Here is a 20,851-nt window from a genome sequence, read left to right as displayed (position 1 = left end):
CCGTCGAAGAATTTAACGTAGCCTAACCTATCGGACGGCGGCCAGTTTAGGCTATTTCGAACCGACGTGGAACAACACCCATCGAGACGAGGGACACCGATGAGCACCCAGACGAGTACGGCGGACGAACGTATCGGAATCCGGACATCAGGACGGTTCGTGCTGTCGCGCCCGCACGGAACAGTGGTGGCAAGTGGTGTGCGACAACAGTTCACCGACGCGGTCGACGCGATCGACGCGCTCCGCTCCGGCGCTGCCGACACGGTGGTGGGCGCGGTTCCGTTCGCGGCAGGGGCACCGTGCGCGCTGGCATCGCCCGAGAAGATCTGCTTCACCACGGACCGTTGGACCCCGCCGAGTGCTCCCCGACCGTTGCCTGTCTTCGTCGTCGACGAACTGCGCGAATGCGAGCATCTCGACCGCGTGCGCACCGCTGTCGATGTCCTACGCAGCGACGGAAACCCACTGGACAAGGTCGTGCTCGCGCGGACTCTGTCACTGCGGGCCGAACGGCCGGTCGATCCCGAGACCGTACTCGCTGCACTCGTGTCGAATACACCGAGCGGTAACGGATATCTGGTCGATCTCGACGCAGCGGGCGGCGGTCACGTCGGCAAGACGCTCGTAGGTTCGAGCCCCGAAGTGCTGATCCGCACACGGGGGCGCGTCGTGACGTGCCATCCACTTGCGGGTTCCGCTCCGCGCCACCCCGACCCCCGCGTCGACGACGAACACGGCAGATCACTGGCGCGCTCGACCAAGGACCGGCGCGAACACGCGTTCGTGGTCGACGCCATCCGGACCGCGCTGACGCCTTTCTGCACCGTCCTCGACATCCCGGACACGCCGAGTCTGACGACGACGCCGCAGCTGTGGCATCTGGGCACACCGATATCCGGCGAGTTGAAGGACCCGAGCGTGACCTCGTTGGAACTGGCTGTCGCTCTGCACCCCACCCCTGCCGTGTGCGGAACTCCGACCGAACTCGCGTACGCGACGATCGACGAACTCGAAGGCGATCGAGGCTTCTACGCCGGAGCTGTCGGGTGGTCGGACGGACGCGGCGACGGCGAATGGATGGTGGCGATCCGCTGCGCCGAAATCGACGGCAGCGCAGGCAGAATTACTGCCTACGCCGGCGGTGGAATCGTTGCCGAATCCGATCCCGATACCGAACTGCAGGAGACGAACGTCAAGTTCGGCACCGTCCTCGGAGCGCTGGGAGTGACACTGTGACAACACTTGTCGTGGGAGCGGGACGAGGAATCGGTCGTGCTGTGGCGTCGACCCTGGCGCGGGCAGGCCATCGGCTGGCGTTGATGGATTCCGACGCCACCGCGCTGGCGGAGACGACAGATTGTCTCGACGAGGCGACGCCTGCGTACACCGTCGACATCCGAGACGCCGACGCCGTCGGCGACGCGATCGACGACGCCGACGCGCGGATCGGACCTCTCACGGGCCTGGCCCACGTCGCAGGCATTCTCGAGACCGGGTCGATCCTGGACTCCGATCCAGGCGCGTGGCAGAAGACCTACGACGTCAACGTGTTCGGTCTGCTCAACGTGGTTCGCCACACGGGCCGGAGCATGCGGGAGCGTCGTTCGGGATCCATCGTCGTCGTCGGCTCCAACGCAGCCGGGGTGCCGCGCATGTCGATGGGCGCGTACGGATCGTCCAAGGCAGCGGCGACGATGCTCGTGCGCATACTCGGACTCGAAGTGGCGCAGTACGGGATTCGCGCGAACATCGTCGCACCCGGCTCGACGGACACCGACATGCAGCGTTCGATGTGGCCCGACCCAGAGGACGACGCCCACGCCCGGCCCGTCATCGAGGGCGACCTCGCCACCTTCAAGGCCGGAATACCGTTGGGCCGCATCGCCTTGCCCGAGGATATCGCCGATTCCGTCGAATTCCTGCTGTCCGACCGCGCCCGGCACATCACGATGCAGTCGTTGTACGTCGACGGCGGAGCAACACTACGGGCGTGATGTTCAGCCGAGCACAGCAGCTATTTCCGCGGCCGTGCGATCGAGCTCGGCGCGGGACGGGGACGTCGGGCGCGCACGGAGCCCGAAGCCGTCACCCGACGTTCTCGGGATGACGTGGAGATGGACGTGGAAGATCTCCTGACCCGCGACCGTGCCGTCGGCGAGAAAGAAGTTGATTCCGGCGACGCGCGGATTGCTCGCGCGCACCGCCGCGGCGACCTTCTGCCCGACGACGAACAGATGCGCTCCGACTTCGGGGTCCAGTTCCGCGAGCGATCGCGCCTGCTGCCGAGGCACCACCAGGACGTGACCGCTCGTGAGCGGGCGAATGTCCATGAACGCCACGGCGATGTCGTCCTCGAAGACACGGGAGGACTCGGCGGTTCCAGCGATGATCTCGGAAAAAATCGTGTACGGGTTCATGACACGAGCTTAAATCTGCGTCCGCTGCACGTCGCGACTACAGTCTTGCCATGGGAATGATCGGTGGTGTTCTGTTCGACATCGACGGCGTGCTGGTCACGTCGTGGAAACCCGTGCCGGGCGCCGCGGAGACGCTGGAGTACCTGAGCAGCAAGGACATTGCGCGCGCATTCCTGACCAACACCACGTCGAAGACGAGGTCCCAGATCGCCGATGCGCTGACCGACGTCGGCATGGCAGTGCACGCCGACGAAATCGTCACCGCTGCAAGCCTTACCGCCGATCATCTGCGCGAAACCTACCCGGGCGCCCGCACGGTCGTCGTGAACAACGGCGACATCACCTCCGATATGCCGGGCATCGAATTCGTCGACGAATCCGACGGCGATCCGGACGTCGTCGTGGTCGGCGGCGCGGGACCCGAATTCACCCACGAACGCCTCAGCCGCGTCTACGACTGGCTGTGCCGCGGCATTCCCGTCGTCGCGATGCACCGGAGCCTGATGTGGACGACGGGCGACGGCCTGCGCATCGACACCGGGATGTACCTGGCCGGTATGGAACAGGCGTCGGGACACAAGGCGAAGGCCGTCGGAAAGCCTGCGCCGCTTGGCTTTCAGACCGCAGCCGAACGCATGGGTGTCGATCCGGTCGACGTCGTCATGGTCGGCGACGACCTGGACAACGACGTGCTCGCTGCCCAGGTCGTCGGCATGACGGGTGTGCTTGTGCGCACCGGGAAGTTTCGGCAGGACGTCCTCGACCGACGTGAGAAGGAGGAGTTCGGGCTCCAGCCGTCCCACGTCATCGATTCGGTGGCCGACCTGCCGGATCTGCTGCGCTGACGCACCCGTGCGTGCCGCACTAAAGGATCGGCGAGGGCGTGTACTTGGCGCCGGCCGGGAACTGATGCAGGAGGTTCTCGACCTCCGCGACGACAGCTGCGACCTGGGTCTCGGCGGATCCGACGAACGCCGACTTGTCCTGGAGCGCCTCGTCGAGCGCTGCGCGATCCAGCGGGATGCGGTCGTCGGCGGCGAGACGGTCGAGCAGATCCGGCTCCTTGCCCTCCTCACGCATCGCGAGTGCGACGGCGACGGCATGTTCCTTGATGGCCTCGTGCGCGGTCTCGCGACCGACGCCCGCGCGCACCGACGCCATCAGCACCTTCGTCGTCGCGAGGAACGGCAGGTACCGCTCGAGCTCCTTGGCGATGACGGCCGGATACGCACCGAACTCGGCGAGCACGGTCAGGAACGTCTCGATCATGCCGTCGATGGCGAAGAACGCATCGGGCAGCGCGACGCGACGGACGACCGAGCAGAAGACGTCGCCCTCGTTCCACTGCGCACCGGCGAGCTCGGCGGCCATCGACGCGTAACCCCGCAGCACGACCTGCAGACCGTTGACGCGCTCGCACGAGCGGGTGTTCATCTTGTGCGGCATCGCCGACGACCCGACCTGGCCCGGCTGAAAGCCTTCGGTGACGAGTTCGTGGCCCGCCATCAGGCGGACGGTGTGCGCGAACGACGACGGTCCGGCACCGACCTGCACCAGCGCGGACAGCACGTCGTGATCGAGTGAACGCGGGTAGACCTGACCGACACTGGTGAGCACGTGCCGGAAGCCGAGGTGGTCGGCGACGAGACGTTCGAGGGCCGTCAACTTCGACGCGTCCCCGCCGAACAGGTCGAGCATGTCCTGGCTGGTTCCCATCGGGCCCTTGATGCCGCGGAGCGGGTAGCGCGAGATGAGCTCCTGCAGACGCGTCAGCGCGATGAGCAGTTCGTCGGCGGCGGACGCGAAACGCTTTCCGAGCGTCGTGGCCTGGGCTGCGACGTTGTGGCTGCGGCCCGCCATGACGACGGACGAATACTCGGCCGCGCGCTCGGCGAGGCGAGCGGCGACGGCGATACCGTGCGAGTGCACGTGTTCGAGTGAACGCAGGATCTGCAGCTGCTCGACGTTCTCGGTGAGGTCGCGGCTCGTCAGACCCTTGTGGATGTGCTCGTGGCCCGCGAGTGCGTTGAATTCCTCGATGCGCGCCTTGACGTCGTGACGCGTGACGCGTTCACGGGCGGCGATGGAGTCCAGGTCGACCTGGTCGACGACGCGCTCGTAGTCGGCGATGGCAGCGGACGGCACGTCGACACCGAGTGACGACTGTGCCTTGAGGACCGCGATCCACAGCTGTCGTTCGAGGACGATCTTGTGTTCCGGAGACCAGAGGGCCACCAATTCGGGGCTGGCGTAACGGGTGGCGAGGACATTCGGAATGGTCACGGGGTCTCAGTCTACTGAAGGCACGACCGAAGCCCCTACCCCGCAGGCGCGACCACGTCGATGACCTCGAGCAACATACTGCGCGCCATCGCGCGTGGTTCCGGATCGACTTCGCCCAATGCGCCGACGACGGCACCGTCGACGACCGCGACGATGCGTCGCAGCTGCTGTTCGTGAACGGTTCGTCCGGCGCGGCGGAGCACGTCCGTCAGCAGGTCGTCGATCTGTGCCCGCAACCGCAGCTGCACTTCACGCAGTTCCGGATGCCGCGCCGACGCGACGAACCTCTCGTAGCGGGCGATCAGCCGTTCGCGTCCCTCACCGACACCGTCGTCGGGACCGATGAGCAGGTCGACGATCAGCTCGACCGTCGACACCAGATCGGTGTGCAATGTGCCCATGCCGTCGACGCGTCCCCGCATGATCTCCAATTCGCGATGTCCGAGCACCTCGACGGCACACGCGATCAGGTCGTCGAGCGATTCGAAGTAGTACGTCGTCGACGCCAACGGCAGCCCGGCCCGCGTCGCGACCGCCCGGTGACGCACGGCGTCGAACCCGCCTTCGACGAGAAGATCGGCCGCGGCGCACGACAGAGCATGTCGACGGCGAACCCCCTTGGGGGTGGCACCCGACACCTTGTGTGGCGTTCCGGCTGGGCCAACGGACATTCGAGTCATCGTGCCAGTCCGCGGTGGTGCGTTCGACCGAAAACGACGCATTTGCGTGTATGGAATCGTGAAGGCCATGCACCACGCGACCATCGACCTCCGTTCGGACACCGTCACCCGCCCCGATGCCGCCATGCGCGCCGCCATGGCCGACGCCGAAGTGGGTGACGACGTCCTCGACCACGACCCCACGATGGCCGCGCTGGAGGAGCGCGTCGCGTCGATGCTCGGCTACGAGGCCGCCCTGTGGGTGCCGAGCGGATCGCTGTCCAATGTCATCGCGTTGATGCTCCACCTCAGCCGCGGCGACGCGTTCCTCGCACCCGATCACGCGCACGTGCTCGGCTCCGAACTGGGCACCGCGGCGTGGCTCGCGCTCGGCATGCCGCGTCCGCTCCCCCACGACGGCGGCCCCGGTCGGCCGTCGGCTGCCGCCGTCCGTGCCGCAGCGGGTGGGCCGGGCCCGTACTTCACGCTGAACACGACGCTGCTGTGTCTCGAGAACACGCACAATTTCGCGGGCGGCGCCGTGTTCGACGCGCAGGAATGGAACGAATTGCTCGCTGCCGCACGCGATTCCGGACTTCTGGTGCATCTCGACGGCGCCCGCGTCTGGAATGCGGCGGCCGCTCTCGGCGTGGAACCGGGCCTGTTGACGCGCGGCGCCGACACCGTGTCGGTGTGTCTGAGCAAGGGTCTCGGAGCACCCGTCGGATCGGTGCTCGTGTCCGACGCGGCCCGCATCACCGAGGCCAGGCGCATCCGCAAGATGCTCGGCGGCGGCGTCCGTCAGGGTGGAATTCTGGCCGCAGCGGGCCTGCTCGCCCTGGACAACATCGACTCGCTGGCGCAGGACCACGCCAACGCCACGCTCCTCGCCGACGGCCTCCGCGACCGTGGTTGGGACGTCGCCGAACCCCAGACCAACATCGTCCTTGCGACCGTTCCGGATCCACTCGCGACGGTCGCCGAGCTGGCCGCGTCGGGCATCGCCGCGGTGACCGTCGCGGGCAAGGTGCGGTTCGTGACGCACCGCGACGTGTCCGAGGCCGACGTGAAGGAAGCCCTGGAACGTCTCTAGCCCGTCATCACCGGACCGAGGCGCGTCAGCGCTTCCTCGATGTCCGCGGTCGCACCCGCGAACGAGAAACGGATCGTGCGGTGCCCGAGCACGGTGTCGAAGTCGACGCCGGGCGCGATCGCGACGCCCGTTCGCGCGAGAACGTCGGCACACCAGGCCCGCGAATCCTGCGTCAGGTGCCCGACGTCGGCGTACGCATAGAACGCGCCGTCGGCGGGTGCCAGATCGGTGACGCCGAGCTGCGCGAGACCGTCGAGCAGAATCTTTCGGTTGGCGGCATACCGCTGCACGTGGCCGTCGAGTTCGACGCGGGACTCGTCGGTGAACGCCGCGACGGCCGCTACCTGGGAGATCGCGGGCGGGCAGACGGTCATGTTCGACGCCAACCGCTCGACGGATCGCAGCAGATGCGACGGCAGCAGCATCCAGCCGAGGCGCCAGCCCGTCATCGAGAAGTACTTCGACACCGAGCCGATGACCACTGCCTCACGGGAGAACTGCCACGCACTCGACGTCGTCACGTCGCCGTACGAGATGCCGTGATAGATCTCGTCGGAGATCAACAGCGTGCCGCGGTCCTCGCACCATCGCGCGATGGCGGCGAACTCGTCGACGTCGATGATCGTGCCGGTCGGATTCGCCGGACTCGCGATGATCAGGCCCTTCGGCGCTTCGGGCAACGCGTCGAGCATGGCGACGGTCGGCTGGAACCTCGACTCGGGTCCGCACTCGAGCTCGACGACGCGACAGCCCAACGCCGTCAACGTGTTTCGATACGCCGGGTAGCCCGGCCGGGCCATGACCACGGTGTCGCCGATGTCGAACGCAGCGAGGAACAGCAACGTGAACGCACCCGACGAACCGGTGGTGACGACGACGTCGTCCGGATCGACAGCGATACCCGCCTCGTTCGCGTGATACGACGCGATCGCCTCGCGCAGCGGCAAGATCCCGAGGGTTTCCGTGTAGCCGAGCAGGTGCGCGTCGAGTGCCTCGCGAGTCGCTCGCAGCACCGGAGCAGGCGCGGACGTCGACGGCTGTCCCGCGGCGAGCGACAGCACGTCGCCGTGTGTGCGCGTCCTGATCGCAGCGGCTTTGAACACGTCCATCACGTGAAACGGTTCGATCTTGGATCTGTTCGACTCGGTGACCACGACTACCGAGGCTAACCGTCGTGGAAGACTGGACCGATGCCGGAACCCACTGCAGACGATGTCGCCGATGCTCTCGACGCCCTGCGAGCGGCGACGCCCCTGGTGCAGTCGCTGACCAACGTGGTGTCCGCGAACTTCGTCACCAACGTCCTGCTCGCGGCAGGCGCCAGCAACGCACACATCGACAACGTCCACGAGGCAGCGGGTTTCGCCGCGATCGCGAGCGGCGTTCTGATCAACCTCGGCACTCCCGACGACGGCACCGCTGCCGCGTTCGACCTGGCCGCGGACGGGGCCTCCGCAGCGGGGACGCCCTGGGTGCTCGATCCCGTCGGCGTCGGAGGTCTGCCGTGGCGCACCGAGTTGGCCGCGCACCTGCTGACGAAACACCCGACCGCCGTTCGCGGCAATGCGTCCGAGATCATCGCGCTTGCCGGACAGGGCAATTCGGGCCGCGGAGTGGACAGTTCGTCCGGCTCCGACGCGGCCGTCCCCGCGGCCGTTGCTCTGTTGGAGTTCGCTCAGGTCGTATCGGCGTCCGGTTCCGTGGACTACATCGTCGGACGCGGAGATTCAGGCCCGGTCGGGGTACGGGTCGGCGGCGGCAGCCCTCTCCTCACCAAGGTCACTGCGACGGGATGCTCACTGGCCGCTCTCGTCGCCGCCTATCTGGCGATCGCTCCCACACCGTTGATCGGCATCACGTCGGCACACGCACACGTCGCCGTCGCGTCGGACATCGCTGCGGAGAACGCGTCCGGACCGGGGTCGTTCGCGGTGGCCTACCTCGACGCGTTGGCCGCAGTCACCCCCGACGACCTGCGCCGACGCGCTCTCGTCGAGCCGTTCTCGTTATCCACAGGTCGTGCCTGACGGGCCGTGTTCGCGGCATTCGTCGTGCGATCGTGTGTCGCCATGGGGGTATACACACGCACACACCTGCTCGAGTCGGGGATGTCTCGGTCGACCATCGACCGAAAGGTCCGAAGCGGCGCGCTGATTCGGCTGTTGCCGAGCGTCTATTCGGACCCCGAGCCGTCGTACTTCGATCTCTGTGTCGCGGTCACGCTGTGGCGACCGGATGCCGTGCTCAGCCACGTCAGCGCAGCGTGGTTGTGGGGCATGGTGGAGCGCGAACCGCCGACCGTGCACGCGACTCTTCCGCCGTCGGTACGCGTCGGCTCCGCCGACTGGCTGACGCTCCATACGCGCGCAGTTGTCGCGTACGAACGCCAAGGTCTGCCGGTCGTGTCGGCCGTTCAGTGTTTCGTGGACGTGGCAGCAACGCTCGACACGGCAGAGGTGGAGCAGTTCTTCGACCGCAACATCGGGTCCCGTGTGTCGTGGCGTGCAGTCATGGACCACTGCGACACCGTCAAGGGGATGAAAGGCATACCGGAGGTTCGGCGGCAACTCGAAATGTGCTGCCCCGGAACGCTGTCCGAGCCCGAACGAATGGTGGCACGAGCCGTGCGCGCCCGAGGGGTTCGCATGGAGATCAACGCGAAGATCGGTCCGTACTACGGAGATCTCGTCGACTACCCGTCGAAGGTGGACGTCGAGGTGGACGGACGCGAGTACCACAGCGCCCCGGCAGTGTTCGACAACGACCGCGTCCGCCAGAACTGGATGGTGGTACGGCAGTGGATGGTGCTCAGGTTCTCGGCAGCCACCGTCTACCGCGACGTGGACAAGGTCGCGGACGAGATCGTCTTCCACGTGCGGCGGCGTAGACGAAGCAGGGGTGCATGATGCTCCCTAACTCGGGGAAATGTGCGGGATCCCGCGGATTTCACGGAGTTAGGGAGCAAAATACCCGGGTCTACAGGGTAATCCGACCCTCGAGCGCCGCCAGACCGATGTCGGTGCGGAAATGGCTGCCCGGCAACGTGATCGCGTCGATCTTCGCGTACGCATCCGCGCGGGCAGCAGCGAGATCCGCACCCGAACCGACGACGCTGAGCACACGTCCACCCGCGGAGACGATTGATCCGTCCTCGACAGCCGTACCCGCGTGCAGCACGCCGTCCGCCTCGGATCCGACGATGGTGTCACCGGTACGCGGACGACCCGGGTAGTTCTCGGCTGCGAGTACCACGGTCACCGCGGCGCCGTCCTTCCACTGCAGCGGCGAGAGCGAGGCCAACGTGCCCGTGGCAGTGGCGTTCAGCGCCTCACCGAGCGGAGAGTCGAGCAGTTCGAGCACAGCTTGGGTCTCGGGATCACCGAAGCGGCAATTGAATTCGACGACGGCCGGTCCCTGCGCACCGATTGCGAGGCCCGCGTACAGAAGACCCGAGAACGGGCATCCACGCTTTGCCATCTCGGCGGCGACGGGCTCGACGACGTCGGTCACGATCTGCTGAACCACCTCGGCCGGCAGCCACGGCAGCGGGGTGTACGCACCCATGCCGCCGGTGTTCGGACCGGTGTCGCCGTCGCCGACACGCTTGTGGTCCTGCGCCGGGAGGAGCGGTACGACGGTGGTGCCGTCGACGAGGCAGAACAGCGACACCTCGGGTCCGTCGAGGAACGATTCGAGCAGCACGGGGTGACCCGTTTCGAGCAGTTCGGCTGCGTGATCCCGTGCCACCGCACGATCGGTCGTGACGACGACACCCTTGCCCGCGGCGAGACCGTCGTCCTTGACGACCCAGTTGGGGCCGAACCGGTCGAGGGCTTCGTCGAGCTTCGCAGGCGAGTCGACGACCTCGCTGTGTGCGGTGCGCACACCCGCGGCGGCCATGACGTCCTTCGCGAACGCCTTCGATCCTTCGATACGGGCGGCTGCGGCGGACGGGCCGAACGTCGCGATCCCGGCGTCGCGCAGCGCATCGGCGACACCGAGGACGAGGGGCACCTCGGGTCCGATGACGACGAGATCGGCCTCGACCTTGCGGGCCAGCTCGGTGACGGCTGCGCCGGATGCGACGTCGACGGAGTGTTGCTCGGCGAGCTTCGCCGTGCCTGCATTGCCCGGAGCCACCAGCAGCTTGCTGACGTTCGGGTCCTTGCTCAGTGCAAGAAGGAGGGCGTGCTCACGAGCACCGGAACCTATGACGAGTACGCGCACAGTGCCCAAGCGTATCGGCTGGACACACCAGAAACGAAAACACGCTCCCCGCCGGTGCGGGGAGCGTGTTCGGCTCGTCTAGCTCAGGTCGTACAGCGTGACGCCGTCGACGGTGGTCGACGTGTAGTTCGCTTCGACCCACTGGGCGATCTCGGCGGACGTGCCCGAGTTGCCACCGCCCATGCCTCCACCTGCAATGAAGTAGTGGATCTCACCGTCGGCGACGTACTGCTGGAACTGTTCCAGCGTCGGCGACGGGTCGGTGCCGTTGAAGCCACCGATCGCCATGACGGGTTCCTCGGTCGCGAGCTGGTAACCCGACGCGCTGTTCGATCCGACCGCCGCAGCGACCCACGTGTAGGAGTCGGCGTCGGCGTCGAGCAGTGACGTGAGAGCGTCGGACGGTGTGCTGCCGTTCAGCAGTCCACCGGCGCCGCCCATGCCACCCATCCGTCCGTCGGCGGCAGCTGCTCCTGGGAATCCCGCGGGCGTCTGGCCGGGCGTCTGAGAACCCTGCGTCTGAGAACCCGGCATCTGAGGCACCTGCCCAGCACCCGGCATCTGGCCCATCGCACCACCGTCTCGCGTACCGCCGCCCATTCCGCCGGGGCGACCCATACCGCCCGGGCCCATTCCGGTGGACGGACCTGCCGAGACGATCGATCCGGTGTGCGGAGTCGCGATGGTGTCGATCGCATAGGCCGCCGGACCGGCAAGGCCCGCGAACATGATCGCGAGAATGGTTGCGACCGCGAGCTTTCCACGCGTCGCCACCGGAACAAGCAGGAGCACCGCAGCGACGAGTCCGACGACCAGCACCGCCCAGCGCAGCCACGGAACGAATTCTGCGCTGCGGCCCAACAGAACCCACGCCATCGCCGCCGCCGCCGATACCGCAGCGGCCAGACCGATTCGCACCCACAACCACTCACGTCGACGCCACGCCAACACACTGCCCGCACCGATCAGTGCGGCGATCGCGGGAGACAGTGCGACCGTGTAGTACGAGTGGAAGATGCCGGCCATGAAGCTGAACGTCAGGCCCGTGACCAGCAGCCATAGACCCCACACGATCAGCGCGGCACGCTTCGGGTCGGTGCGACGGGCGCGTCCGCGCAACACCAGTCCGAGTACGAACAGAATCAACGCGGCCGGGATCAGCCACGCGATCTGGCCGCCCTGGGACGCGTCGAACATGCGGGTGATGCCGGTCTCGCCCCACATGCCGCCGCCCGCACCGCCACCGGGACCACCGCCTCCACCGACGCTGCCGGTCTCCTCGCCGTTGAGGCGACCGAGGCCGTTGTAGCCGAGGGTGAGCTCGAGGATCGAGTTGTTCTGCGATCCGCCGATCCACGGCCGCGACGACGCCGGCCACAGTTCGACGGCGAGCAGCCACCAACCGGCGGACACGATGGCCGCACCGAGCGCGGCGAACAGCTGTAGGAGTCGTTTGACCAGCTTCGGTTGTCCCGCAACGAGATACATCGCAGCGATCGGCGGGACGACGAGCATCACCTGCAGCTGCTTGGTCAAGAATCCGAACCCGACGAACATGCCGGTCAACACGAGCCAGCGTGTGCGACCGTCTTCGACTGCACGCATCGACGCCCACACGGCGGCGATCATGAGCAGCACGAGCAGTGCGTCGGGGTTGTTGAACCGGAACATCAGTGCCGCGACGGGAGTCACAGCCAATGCAAGGCCGGCGAGAAGACCTGCGGCAGCCCCGAACTGGCGGCGGATCGTTGCCCACAGCAGCGCGACGGAACCCACCCCGAGCAGCGCCTGTGGAATCAGCATCGCCCACGAACTGAGACCGAAGATCCGTACCGACAGCGACATCAGCCAGAGCGACATCGGCGGCTTGTCGACGGTGATCGAGTTGGCCGCGTCGGACGACCCGAAGAAGAAGGCCTTCCAGGACACCGAACCTGCCTGCACTGCAGCCGAATAGAACGAGTTGGCCCAGCCGGATGCGCCGAGCCCCCAGATGTAGGCGACCGCGGTCCCCAGCAGCAGTGCGCCGAGCCCGAACCATTCCCATCGTGTGCCGGTCCGCTGCACGGGAGCGTCGGCAGTGCGTTCCATCAACATGGTCATTTACGTACGTCCTCGTTGTTGCGGAACACCCATCGGAGGGCGACGAAGCGGCACACCGTCGCAACCAGATTCGCGACGACGAGCACCGCGAGTTCCACGTGGCGAGACGCACCGGGCGCCCACGCATGCAGGAGGGCCAACGACCCACTCGTGACCAACAGGGCGAACCCGAACACGAGCAAGCCCTGCAATTGATGCTTTCCGACGTCCTCGGATCCGCGGACGCCGAACGTGAACGCCCGGTTCGCCGCAGTGTTCAGCACAGCGGTGATCAGCAGGCCCAGGAAGTTCGCGGCCTGAGCACCGATCAAGGGATGCAGGATGAGATAGAGCAGCGCGTACGCGATCGTGCTCGCGACGCCGATGATGGCGAATCGCACCATCTGACCGACCATTCCGTGCGGAACTCCTGCCACCAGCGGCTCCCGTCCGAGACTCCTGCGAAGGTCGGCGACCGGAAGCGCGCCGGTCGCCAGTGCGCGGCCCACGCGCCAGCAACCCTGCAGGTCCTTCACGGCGGTGTCGACGATGTTGACGCTCGAATTGGGGTCGTCGACCCAGTCGACGGGCACCTCGTGAATTCGCAGCCCTGCCTTCTCGGCGATGACGAGCAGTTCGGTGTCGAAGAACCAGCCCGTGTCCTGCACGAGCGGCAACAACTCACGAGCGACATCGGTGCGCATCGCCTTGAAGCCGCACTGAGCGTCGGAGAATCGCGCACGCAGCGACGTCCGCAGAATCAGGTTGTAGCTGCGAGAGATGAACTCGCGCTTGGCACCTCGCACGACGCGGGACGAACGGGCGAGCCGTGAGCCGATCGCAAGATCGGAGTGACCCGACATCAGCGGCGCGATCAGGGGCATCAACGCGTTGAGGTCGGTGGACAGATCGACGTCCATGTACCCGACGACGTCGGCGGTCGACGCCATCCACACTGCCTTCAGCGCGCGACCACGGCCCTTCTCGTCGAGGTGATGAACCTGGACGCTGTCGATCTCTGCCGCGAGCCGGTGCGCGACGGCGAGGGTGCCGTCGGTGCTCGCGTTGTCGGCGATGGTGATCGTCGACCGGAACGGGATGGCGTCGTGGAGATGAGCGTGCAGGCGGCGGATGCACTGTTCGAGGTCCGCCTCTTCGTTGTAGACGGGAATGACCACCTCGAGAGTGGCCGCCTGGACCGAGCCAGGCTCACGGCCGTCTGCTCGGAGTAGCGAGTTCGATGTCATGGGATCAAGATTCGGCCCGTCCCCTGCAACCACCCTGCATCCTCGCTGGCAGTTACCTGTGTGTGGCTTCGCCGCATACCCTGTCACCCATGGCATCCGTGTTCAGCAAGATCATCAGCGGCGAGATCCCCGGACGATTCGTGTGGGAGGACGACGACGTCGTGGCATTCCTGACCATCGCACCGGTGACGCAGGGGCACACTCTGATCGTCCCGCGCGAGGAGATCGACCAGTGGCAGGACGTCGACGGCGCAGTCTTCAGCAAATTGACGGCCGTCGCCCAGAAGGTCGGACAGGCCGTACGCACAGGATTCGACGCACCGCGTGCGGGCTTCCTGATCGCAGGCCTCGAAGTTCCGCACCTGCACCTGCATGTGTTCCCGGCATACGAGATGGGCAACTTCGACATCTCGAAGGCAGACCCCAGCCCGTCGCCGGAGTCGCTCGACGAGGCCTCGACGAAGATCAGGGCAGCACTCACCGACCTCGGCTACGGGGCGAACGTCCCGTCCTGATTCACGCGGGGCAGTTCGACGCGGAAGGTGGCACCCTCACCGGGAGCACTGTCGACGGTGACGGTGCCGCCGTGCGCGGCGACGAGAGCAGCGACGATGGACAAACCGAGTCCGCTGCCGCCGCTCTCGCGGGTACGCGAGGTGTCGGTGCGGTAGAACCGCTCGAACACGTGTCGAGTCTCTTCCTCCGACAAGCCGTGCCCGGTGTCGCGTACCTCGAGCACCACCGATTCTTCGGTCGTGCCGACGCACACGGTGATCGAGGCGTCCGACGGTGTATGCCGTAGAGCGTTGCCGACGAGGTTGCCCAGCACCTGACGAAGTCGCGCATCGTCACCGGTGACCTCGGGAATTCCCGGCCCGGCCAACACCTTCAGTGCGATGTCGCGTTCGGGTGCAACGGCTTTGGCGTCGTGCACCGCGTCTGCCGCGATCGACAGGACGTCGACGGTCTTCGTCTCGAGTGGCCGCTGCGCGTCGAGTCGCGCGAGCATCAGCAAGTCCTCGACGAGCAGGCCCATGCGCGCCGATTCCCCTTCGATACGGTTCATCAGCAGCGTGATGTCGCTCATCGCACCCTGGCGGTACAGCTCGGCGAATCCCCGAATCGTCGTCAGCGGCGTGCGCAGTTCGTGGCTCGCGTCCGCGACGAAGCGTCGCATCTTGGTTTCCGACGCGCGAGCCGCCTCCTCGGACGCCTCGCTGGCCGCGAAAGCCCGTTGTATTTGCGAGAGCATGCCGTTCAGAGCAGCCGACAGTCGTCCGACCTCGGTGCGCTCGCTGCGCTCGGGGACGCGCTCGTGCAGATCACCTGCAGCGATGGCGGCGGCGGTCGCCTCGACCTCGACGAGCGGACGCAAACTGCGTCGTACGACGAAATACGCGACGACGGCCAGGACGCCGAGAACGATTGCGCCGACGATCAGTTGGAGCCGGACCAGCCGATCCACGGTGAGGTTCGTCGGGGTCAGGCTCTGTGCGATCGTCGTCGTTCCCTGCGCGTTCGACACTGTCAGGGCACGCCACTCGGTGTCGCCGCCGTCCACGGATCCGACGGTGACGGGGTGGGACGCGTCGACACTCTCGACGTCGGGGGTGTCGGGTCCCGAGTTCTCCTGGAAATTGACCTCGCCCGCCTGGTTGACGGATTCGACGTAGAAATCGCTCGGCGGTCGGCGGGATTCCGACGGCGGCGGCAGCGGTAGGTTCCGCGGCTCGGCCCACCCACGCGAGGCGTCCATCAAGCTCTTGTCGACGCGGTCGATCAGCGATCGTTCCAGCGCGGAGGTCACCAGCACGCCGGACGCGGCCAGACCTGCCGCAACGAGCAGCAGCAAGGCCGCGACGAGCGTGAACCGCAGCGGGACGTCACGGAGCTTGGGCAGAACCTTCACCGCGGCTGCCGCATCACGTAGCCGACACCGCGGAGGGTGTGGATGAGCCGAGTGTCACCGGTGTCGACCTTGCGCCGCAGATACGACACGTACGATTCGACGACGCCGACCTCACCACCGAAGTCGTAATGCCACACGTGATCGAGGATTCGCGGCTTGCTCAGCACAGTGCCCGCGTTGACCATGAAGTACCGCAGCAACGTGAACTCGGTGGGCGACAACGACACCGGTTCGCCGGCTTTCCACACCTCGTGAGTGTCGTCGTCGAGTTCGATGTCCGCGAACGAGATTCGCGACGGCGCCGTCTCCTGGGTCTTGCCCGACCTCCGAAGGATCACGCGCAGACGAGCGACGACTTCCTCGAGACTGAAGGGCTTGGTGACGTAGTCGTCGGCGCCGAGCGTCAGCCCCGACACCTTGTCCTCGACGGAATCCCGCGCGGTCAAGAACAACGCGGGCGCGTCGACACCGTCGGCACGCAGCCGACGCAACAGACCGAACCCGTCCATGCCGGGCATCATGACGTCGAGAATCAGCGCCTCGGGCCGGAACGTGCGGGCCTTGTCCAACGCCTCCGGGCCGGAGGATGCCGTCTGCACGTCGAATCCCTGGAATCGCAGGCTGACCGACAGCAGTTCCACGATGGTCGGTTCGTCGTCGACAACCAGTACGCGTGCCTCAGGAGTTTCGCTCACGACTCCATGATGGACCCGATCCCTGCCCACTCGCTGGTTCCTCGCTGTGAACTCGCTGTGAGCACCTGGCCGTCCGGGACGAGTGCAAGAATGTACGGCGATGGTCGAGACGCAGGAGCCCGCACGCTCCCGCATCCGCATCGGTTCCATGCATGTATTCGCACTTCTGCTCGTGTCGGCGATCGTCTTCCGCGACCAGTTGGTGTCGTTCGTCGCCTCCGTTCCCGAGATCCAGACCGGCGCGACGATCTTCCTGGGCGTCTTCGTCCAGGCGACACCGTTCCTCGTGCTCGGTGTCCTGGTCAGCGGCGTGATCGCGGCGCATCTGTCACCGAGGGTGTTGCGACGGCTCTTGCCGTCCGACGAGAAGAAAGCCGTCGGAGTCTCCGGGTTGGCCGGTATGGCGTTGCCCGGGTGCGAGTGCGGAGCCGTCCCGGTCTCACGTCGGTTGATGGACCAGGGCGCTCCGACGTCGGCAGCACTGGCGTTCCTGTTGTCCGCGCCTGCGATCAACCCGGTCGTCCTCGTGTCGACGGCCGTCGCGTTTCCCGGTGAACCGCGCATGGTGCTCGCGCGTTTCGTCGGGTCGTTGGCGACGGCATGGGTGATGGGGTGGCTGTGGGCCCGTGCCGGCAAGGCGGAGTGGATCACCGCTCGGCTCGTCGACCACGAGGCGGACACCGGCAGATCGAAGTGGGAAGTCTTCTCCGAGGCTGCTCGCCACGACCTGTTGCAGGCAGGTGCGTTCCTCGTGTTCGGTGCGGGCGCTGCGGCGGTGCTGCACATCGTCGTGCCCGACGCCGTCCTCGATCACCTCGCCGGCCAGATGCTGCTGGCAATTCTCGTGATGGCGTTTCTCGCCGTCGTGCTCGCGTTGTGTTCGGAGGCCGACGCCTTCGTCGCGGCGAGCATGTCGATGCTGCCGTTGCTTCCGCGGCTGGTGTTCCTCGTCGTCGGCCCGGCGGTCGACGTCAAGCTGATGGCGATGCAGTCAGGCAGTTTCGGACGCGGGTTCGTCGCCCGCTTCGCTCCGGTCACGCTCGTGGTCGCGATCGTCTGCGCGACCGTGTCCGGCTACCTGATCCTCGGCGGCGCCCGATGAAACGCGAAGTTCAGAACGTCCTGCTGCTGCTTCTCGGCGGTGCACTCCTGCAGATCGCGCTCAACGGTGACTACGTTCGCTACGTCAAACCGAGCCTGCAACCGTATCTCGTGATCAGCGCGGCCTTCATGGTCGTGCTGGCGGTGGCCGCCATCGTCAGAGATGTCCGACGCGGCGGCCCCGGCCACGATCACGCGGACGGCAGTCACGCGCACAGCAGTCGCCCGTATTGGATGCTGCTGGTTCCGGCAGCGCTCATTCTGTTCGTCGCGCCTCCCGCGTTGGGCGTGTCGTCGGTGTCCGATCGGGTGGTGACGGCCGATTCACTGGAGAAGACGGCCTTTCCACCCCTGCCCGACGGCGACGCGCCCGAAGTCCCGATCCTCGACGTCGTTCAGCGGGCGGCGCGCGACAACACCGGCAGTCTCGACGATCGCGAGATCACCGTGACGGGGTTCGTCGTGCCGAACGACGACGGCAGCACCGACCTCGCGCGAGTCCTGGTGATCTGTTGCGCTGCCGACGCTCGGTCGATTCGCATCCATCTCGACAGGCCGATCGACGGCGAGTGGCTCCGCGTCCGGGGCACGGTCGCGCCGTCGTCGCCGGAGACCGGGAACATCCCGACGATGACCGTCACCGGCGTCGAGCACATTCCGACGCCGGAGAACACGTACGCCTATTGAGCGCCTTCGGCGCACGTGCGCAGAAATGTATAGCGGGCTATACATTTCTGCTCACGTGGAGTTTGGTACCCTCGTACCAGTCTCGACGACTAGCGGACGAGCGCACCGTACCCGGCCTGCGACAAGACGGTGCATGGGAGTGTTCTGTCATGGCTTGGATCGTTCTCGTCATCTCCGGTGTCCTCGAAGCAGTCTGGGCGACTGCCCTCGGCAAATCCGAAGGGTTCTCGCGCCTGAGCCCCACTGTCGTCTTCGGTGTCGCGCTCGTCGCCAGCATGGCCGGACTCGCCTACGCGATGCGGACGCTGCCGACCGGAACCGCGTACGCCGTCTGGGTCGGAATCGGCGCCGCTCTGACCGTCGCGTACGCCATGGCCACGGGCGACGAACCGGCGTCGTGGATCAAGATCGCCCTGCTGATGGGCATCGTCGGATGCGTCGTCGGGCTGAAACTGCTGCACTGATGTCTCCAGCAGTTACAGTAAAACGATGAACTGGGTGTCAGCGATCACACTGCCTGTGCGCGCCGGGATCGCCGTCGCCGAGACAGCACTGTCGGCCACCGAACTCGCATTGTCGACGACGCGTATGGCCCTCGAATCCGGTACTGCCACGCCGAAAGGCGCGGGCGGAACGCTGCAGCTGCTGTCCCAGCTCGGGCAGCTGACCTCCGACGACCGGGCACTCGGAAACGCGCTGCGGGCAGGCGGGCCGCTCGACCGGCTGCTCGCACCGGGAGGCGTCGTCGACCGGCTGACGTCCGACGAAGGCACACTCGATCGCCTGCTCGCGGAGGGCGGACCGGTCGACCGCGTCACGGCGACGGGAGGTCCACTGGACCGGTTGTTCGCCGAGGACGGACCCATCGAACGACTGCTCGCCGAAGGTGGCCTGCTCGATCGCATCACCGCGGTCGACGGGCCGCTCGAGCGATTGACCGCGAACGACGGTCCGCTCGAACTCCTCACGCGCGAGGACGGCATCCTCGAGCGCGCCATCCAGGAGGGCGGCCTGCTCGAACAGCTGCTCGCCGAGGGCGGGGCCATCGAACGGCTCACCGCACAGGGTGGGCCGTTGGATCAGCTGGTGACGCTGTCGCAGACACTGTCGTCGCTTGCCCCGAATCTCGAACGCATGAGCGTCAGCATCGACATCCTGCAGGACACGGTGGAAGTGCTTGCGGCAGCGGTCAATCCGCTGGGAGAGCTCGTCGGCCGTCTACCGAATCGATGGCTCAAGGGCGGAAAACAGACGGTGCACGAGCTTCACTGACGAAGACTGCGCGCGATGACGAGACGCTGAATCTGGTTGGTGCCTTCGAAGATCTGCGTGATCTTCGCGTCGCGCATGTACCGCTCGACGCGGAAGTCGCGCGTGTAGCCGTAACCGCCGAACACCTGAACGGCATCGGTGGTCACCTTCATCGCCGCATCCGTGGCGACCAGCTTCGCGACGGATGCACCCCGGGAGTAGTCGAGTCCGGCGTCGCGTCGTCGAGCGGCGTCGATGTAGGTGGCACGCGCGGACGCCACCGCGGCTGCCATGTCGGCGAGCAGGAACCCGAGACCCTGGTGGTCGACGATCTTCTTGCCGAACGTCGTGCGCTCGTTGGCATAGGCAACGGCGTCGTCGAGCGCGGCCTGCGCGATACCGACGGCCACCGCCGCGATACCGAGACGACCGGAATCGAGTGCACTGAACGCGATCTGAAGACCCTGGCCTTCTGTTCCGAGCCTGCGCTCCGACGACACGAACGCGTTGTCGTAGTGGGCCGACGTCGTCGGAACGGCGTGCAATCCCATCTTCTCCTCGGGCTTGCCGAACGACAGTCCTTCCTGATCCTTCGGAATCAGGAAGCACGAGACACCCTTCGAACCCTCACCGGTACGGGCGAAGAGGTTGTAGAAGTCGGCGATGCCGCCGTGCGTGATCCACGCCTTCGACCCGTTGACGACGTAGCCGTCGTCCTTGGGCGTTGCCTTGCAGGCCAGCGCTGCCGCGTCGGAGCCGGCCTGCGGCTCGGACAGGCTGTAGGCGCCGATGAGGCTGCCGCCGAGCATGTCCGGCAGCCACCGCTGCTTCTGTTCCTCGGTGCCGAAGGCGAGCAGCGGCGAACATGCCAGGCTGTGCACGCTCACCGCAACCGCGACGGCAGCCCACCGCGCGGCAAGTTCTTCCAGAACCTGCAGGTAGACCTCGTAGGACTGAGCACCACCACCCCACTCTTCGGGGAACGGCAGGCTCAGCAGACCCGCCTCGCCGAGCGTGCCGAACACGTTGTCCGGGTAGGTCTCGTTCTTCTCGTGCTCGTCGACGATCGGATCCAGCACCTTGTCCGCGACGTCGCGGGTGAGCTGAATCAGGTCACGAGCTTCGTCGGTGGGAAGCAGACGATCGACGGGCACTTGGAACTCCTCACAGTACTGACGGACTCTCTCCAGTACTATTACA

21 protein-coding genes and 1 riboswitch are annotated in these 20,851 nt (G+C 66.5%); of the genes, 11 read left to right on the top strand and 10 right to left on the bottom strand.

Going from position 1 to position 20,851, the window contains the following annotated elements:
- Nucleotides 1-99: 99 nt before the first annotated feature.
- A complete protein-coding gene (locus RhoFasB10_RS06105; protein ID WP_167675593.1) occupies nucleotides 100-1,236 on the top strand; it encodes an isochorismate synthase in 1,137 nt (378 codons plus the stop codon).
- Nucleotides 1,233-1,994, top strand: a complete 762-nt coding sequence (locus RhoFasB10_RS06100) for an SDR family oxidoreductase (protein WP_167675591.1) — start codon at nucleotides 1,233-1,235, stop codon at nucleotides 1,992-1,994. The genes RhoFasB10_RS06105 and RhoFasB10_RS06100 overlap by 4 nt, the downstream gene beginning before the upstream one ends.
- 3 nt (nucleotides 1,995-1,997) lie before the next feature.
- On the opposite strand, the gene RhoFasB10_RS06095 is transcribed toward RhoFasB10_RS06100, so the two are convergent.
- Complete coding sequence (locus RhoFasB10_RS06095; RefSeq protein WP_068425006.1) at nucleotides 1,998-2,417, bottom strand: HIT family protein; 420 nt, start codon at nucleotides 2,415-2,417, stop codon at nucleotides 1,998-2,000.
- 50 nt (nucleotides 2,418-2,467) lie between these two features.
- On the opposite strand from RhoFasB10_RS06095, the gene RhoFasB10_RS06090 reads away from it, so the two are divergent.
- Nucleotides 2,468-3,262, top strand: a complete 795-nt coding sequence (locus RhoFasB10_RS06090) for an HAD-IIA family hydrolase (protein ID WP_068425009.1) — start codon at nucleotides 2,468-2,470, stop codon at nucleotides 3,260-3,262.
- 19 nt (nucleotides 3,263-3,281) lie between these two features.
- On the opposite strand, the gene purB is transcribed toward RhoFasB10_RS06090, so the two are convergent.
- A complete protein-coding gene (gene purB / locus RhoFasB10_RS06085; RefSeq protein WP_068425012.1) occupies nucleotides 3,282-4,700 on the bottom strand; it encodes an adenylosuccinate lyase in 1,419 nt (472 codons plus the stop codon).
- 35 nt (nucleotides 4,701-4,735) lie between these two features.
- The gene (locus RhoFasB10_RS06080; protein ID WP_167675589.1) at nucleotides 4,736-5,371 is read right to left on the bottom strand and encodes a TetR family transcriptional regulator C-terminal domain-containing protein; all 636 of its coding nucleotides are present in this window, start codon (nucleotides 5,369-5,371) and stop codon (nucleotides 4,736-4,738) included.
- A gap of 76 nt (nucleotides 5,372-5,447) precedes the next feature.
- On the opposite strand from RhoFasB10_RS06080, the gene RhoFasB10_RS06075 reads away from it, so the two are divergent.
- Nucleotides 5,448-6,452, top strand: a complete 1,005-nt coding sequence (locus RhoFasB10_RS06075; protein ID WP_167675587.1) for a GntG family PLP-dependent aldolase — start codon at nucleotides 5,448-5,450, stop codon at nucleotides 6,450-6,452.
- Here the strand turns inward: RhoFasB10_RS06075 and RhoFasB10_RS06070 are convergent.
- On the bottom strand, nucleotides 6,449-7,561 hold the full coding sequence (locus RhoFasB10_RS06070; RefSeq protein WP_206030573.1) for a pyridoxal phosphate-dependent aminotransferase: 1,113 nt from the start codon (nucleotides 7,559-7,561) through the stop codon (nucleotides 6,449-6,451). The two genes, RhoFasB10_RS06075 and RhoFasB10_RS06070, sit on opposite strands and share 4 nt — an antisense overlap.
- Nucleotides 7,562-7,642: 81 nt before the next feature.
- Here RhoFasB10_RS06070 and thiM point away from each other — a divergent pair, with 81 nt between their 5' ends.
- Both thiM and RhoFasB10_RS06060 read left to right on the top strand, forming a co-directional pair.
- Nucleotides 7,643-8,479: a hydroxyethylthiazole kinase gene (gene thiM / locus RhoFasB10_RS06065; RefSeq protein WP_167675583.1), complete on the top strand. Its 837-nt coding sequence runs from the start codon at nucleotides 7,643-7,645 to the stop codon at nucleotides 8,477-8,479.
- Between the two features lie 42 nt (nucleotides 8,480-8,521).
- Entirely contained in the window at nucleotides 8,522-9,358 is an 837-nt protein-coding gene (locus RhoFasB10_RS06060; protein WP_068426115.1) for a type IV toxin-antitoxin system AbiEi family antitoxin domain-containing protein, read from the top strand.
- Between the two features lie 70 nt (nucleotides 9,359-9,428).
- Here RhoFasB10_RS06060 and purD read toward each other — a convergent pair whose 3' ends face one another.
- The 3 genes from purD to RhoFasB10_RS06045 form a co-directional block, all read right to left on the bottom strand.
- Nucleotides 9,429-10,679, bottom strand: coding sequence for a phosphoribosylamine--glycine ligase (purD, locus tag RhoFasB10_RS06055; protein ID WP_068425022.1), 1,251 nt, complete (start codon nucleotides 10,677-10,679; stop codon nucleotides 9,429-9,431).
- 78 nt (nucleotides 10,680-10,757) lie between these two features.
- Complete coding sequence (locus RhoFasB10_RS06050) at nucleotides 10,758-12,782, bottom strand: glycosyltransferase family 39 protein (protein ID WP_167675581.1); 2,025 nt, start codon at nucleotides 12,780-12,782, stop codon at nucleotides 10,758-10,760.
- Nucleotides 12,779-14,008, bottom strand: a complete 1,230-nt coding sequence (locus RhoFasB10_RS06045; protein WP_068425028.1) for a bifunctional glycosyltransferase family 2/GtrA family protein — start codon at nucleotides 14,006-14,008, stop codon at nucleotides 12,779-12,781. The genes RhoFasB10_RS06050 and RhoFasB10_RS06045 overlap by 4 nt, the downstream gene beginning before the upstream one ends.
- Before the next feature lie 89 nt (nucleotides 14,009-14,097).
- Here RhoFasB10_RS06045 and RhoFasB10_RS06040 point away from each other — a divergent pair, with 89 nt between their 5' ends.
- Complete coding sequence (locus RhoFasB10_RS06040; protein WP_167675579.1) at nucleotides 14,098-14,523, top strand: HIT family protein; 426 nt, start codon at nucleotides 14,098-14,100, stop codon at nucleotides 14,521-14,523.
- Here RhoFasB10_RS06040 and RhoFasB10_RS06035 read toward each other — a convergent pair.
- Both RhoFasB10_RS06035 and RhoFasB10_RS06030 read right to left on the bottom strand, forming a co-directional pair.
- Nucleotides 14,499-15,908 carry a HAMP domain-containing sensor histidine kinase gene (locus tag RhoFasB10_RS06035; protein ID WP_206030572.1) on the bottom strand — a complete coding sequence of 470 codons (1,410 nt, stop codon included), beginning with the start codon at nucleotides 15,906-15,908 and terminating at the stop codon, nucleotides 14,499-14,501. The genes RhoFasB10_RS06040 and RhoFasB10_RS06035 overlap by 25 nt on opposite strands.
- A 5-nt stretch (nucleotides 15,909-15,913) precedes the next feature.
- Nucleotides 15,914-16,612: a response regulator transcription factor gene (locus RhoFasB10_RS06030; RefSeq protein WP_068425039.1), complete on the bottom strand. Its 699-nt coding sequence runs from the start codon at nucleotides 16,610-16,612 to the stop codon at nucleotides 15,914-15,916.
- Between the two features lie 100 nt (nucleotides 16,613-16,712).
- On the opposite strand from RhoFasB10_RS06030, the gene RhoFasB10_RS06025 reads away from it, so the two are divergent.
- The 4 genes from RhoFasB10_RS06025 to RhoFasB10_RS06010 all read left to right on the top strand — a co-directional run bounded on the left by RhoFasB10_RS06025 (nucleotide 16,713) and on the right by RhoFasB10_RS06010 (nucleotide 19,672).
- Nucleotides 16,713-17,714: a permease gene (locus RhoFasB10_RS06025; RefSeq protein WP_167675577.1), complete on the top strand. Its 1,002-nt coding sequence runs from the start codon at nucleotides 16,713-16,715 to the stop codon at nucleotides 17,712-17,714.
- A complete protein-coding gene (locus tag RhoFasB10_RS06020; protein WP_068425045.1) occupies nucleotides 17,711-18,400 on the top strand; it encodes a TIGR03943 family protein in 690 nt (229 codons plus the stop codon). Before RhoFasB10_RS06025 ends, RhoFasB10_RS06020 begins: the two co-directional genes overlap by 4 nt.
- Nucleotides 18,401-18,473: 73 nt before the next feature.
- Nucleotides 18,474-18,536: riboswitch (guanidine-III (ykkC-III) riboswitch) on the top strand.
- A 13-nt stretch (nucleotides 18,537-18,549) separates the two neighbouring features.
- Nucleotides 18,550-18,864 carry a multidrug efflux SMR transporter gene (locus RhoFasB10_RS06015; RefSeq protein ID WP_068425048.1) on the top strand — a complete coding sequence of 105 codons (315 nt, stop codon included), beginning with the start codon at nucleotides 18,550-18,552 and terminating at the stop codon, nucleotides 18,862-18,864.
- Between the two features lie 25 nt (nucleotides 18,865-18,889).
- On the top strand, nucleotides 18,890-19,672 hold the full coding sequence (locus RhoFasB10_RS06010) for an ABC transporter (RefSeq protein WP_068425050.1): 783 nt from the start codon (nucleotides 18,890-18,892) through the stop codon (nucleotides 19,670-19,672).
- Here RhoFasB10_RS06010 and RhoFasB10_RS06005 read toward each other — a convergent pair.
- Nucleotides 19,666-20,805 (bottom strand): acyl-CoA dehydrogenase family protein, encoded by a 1,140-nt coding sequence (locus RhoFasB10_RS06005; protein ID WP_068425053.1) that lies wholly within the window; start codon nucleotides 20,803-20,805, stop codon nucleotides 19,666-19,668. The two genes, RhoFasB10_RS06010 and RhoFasB10_RS06005, sit on opposite strands and share 7 nt — an antisense overlap.
- Nucleotides 20,806-20,851: the final 46 nt, after the last annotated feature.

It is taken from the genome of Rhodococcus sp. B10 (assembly GCF_011770055.1).
Classification (GTDB): domain Bacteria; phylum Actinomycetota; class Actinomycetes; order Mycobacteriales; family Mycobacteriaceae; genus Rhodococcoides; species Rhodococcoides kyotonensis_B.
Note: the sequence above shows the minus strand (reverse complement) of the source record. Positions and strands in the feature narration are given on the sequence as shown.

Excerpts from the sequence above, each read along its gene's own strand:
- RhoFasB10_RS06045 (WP_068425028.1), bottom strand. The coding sequence starts at position 14,008 with ATGACATCGAACTCGCTACTCCGAGCAGACGGCCGTGAGCCTGGCTCG.
- RhoFasB10_RS06020 (WP_068425045.1), top strand. The coding sequence starts at position 17,711 with ATGAAACGCGAAGTTCAGAACGTCCTGCTGCTGCTTCTCGGCGGTGCA.
- RhoFasB10_RS06095 (WP_068425006.1), bottom strand. The coding sequence starts at position 2,417 with ATGAACCCGTACACGATTTTTTCCGAGATCATCGCTGGAACCGCCGAG.
- RhoFasB10_RS06010 (WP_068425050.1), top strand. The coding sequence starts at position 18,890 with ATGAACTGGGTGTCAGCGATCACACTGCCTGTGCGCGCCGGGATCGCC.
- RhoFasB10_RS06015 (WP_068425048.1), top strand. The coding sequence starts at position 18,550 with ATGGCTTGGATCGTTCTCGTCATCTCCGGTGTCCTCGAAGCAGTCTGG.
- RhoFasB10_RS06025 (WP_167675577.1), top strand. The coding sequence starts at position 16,713 with ATGGTCGAGACGCAGGAGCCCGCACGCTCCCGCATCCGCATCGGTTCC.
- RhoFasB10_RS06060 (WP_068426115.1), top strand. The coding sequence starts at position 8,522 with ATGGGGGTATACACACGCACACACCTGCTCGAGTCGGGGATGTCTCGG.
- RhoFasB10_RS06090 (WP_068425009.1), top strand. The coding sequence starts at position 2,468 with ATGGGAATGATCGGTGGTGTTCTGTTCGACATCGACGGCGTGCTGGTC.
- RhoFasB10_RS06070 (WP_206030573.1), bottom strand. The coding sequence starts at position 7,561 with ATGGACGTGTTCAAAGCCGCTGCGATCAGGACGCGCACACACGGCGAC.
- RhoFasB10_RS06040 (WP_167675579.1), top strand. The coding sequence starts at position 14,098 with ATGGCATCCGTGTTCAGCAAGATCATCAGCGGCGAGATCCCCGGACGA.
- RhoFasB10_RS06105 (WP_167675593.1), top strand. The coding sequence starts at position 100 with ATGAGCACCCAGACGAGTACGGCGGACGAACGTATCGGAATCCGGACA.
- RhoFasB10_RS06080 (WP_167675589.1), bottom strand. The coding sequence starts at position 5,371 with ATGTCCGTTGGCCCAGCCGGAACGCCACACAAGGTGTCGGGTGCCACC.
- RhoFasB10_RS06050 (WP_167675581.1), bottom strand. The coding sequence starts at position 12,782 with ATGACCATGTTGATGGAACGCACTGCCGACGCTCCCGTGCAGCGGACC.
- thiM (WP_167675583.1), top strand. The coding sequence starts at position 7,643 with ATGCCGGAACCCACTGCAGACGATGTCGCCGATGCTCTCGACGCCCTG.
- RhoFasB10_RS06075 (WP_167675587.1), top strand. The coding sequence starts at position 5,448 with ATGCACCACGCGACCATCGACCTCCGTTCGGACACCGTCACCCGCCCC.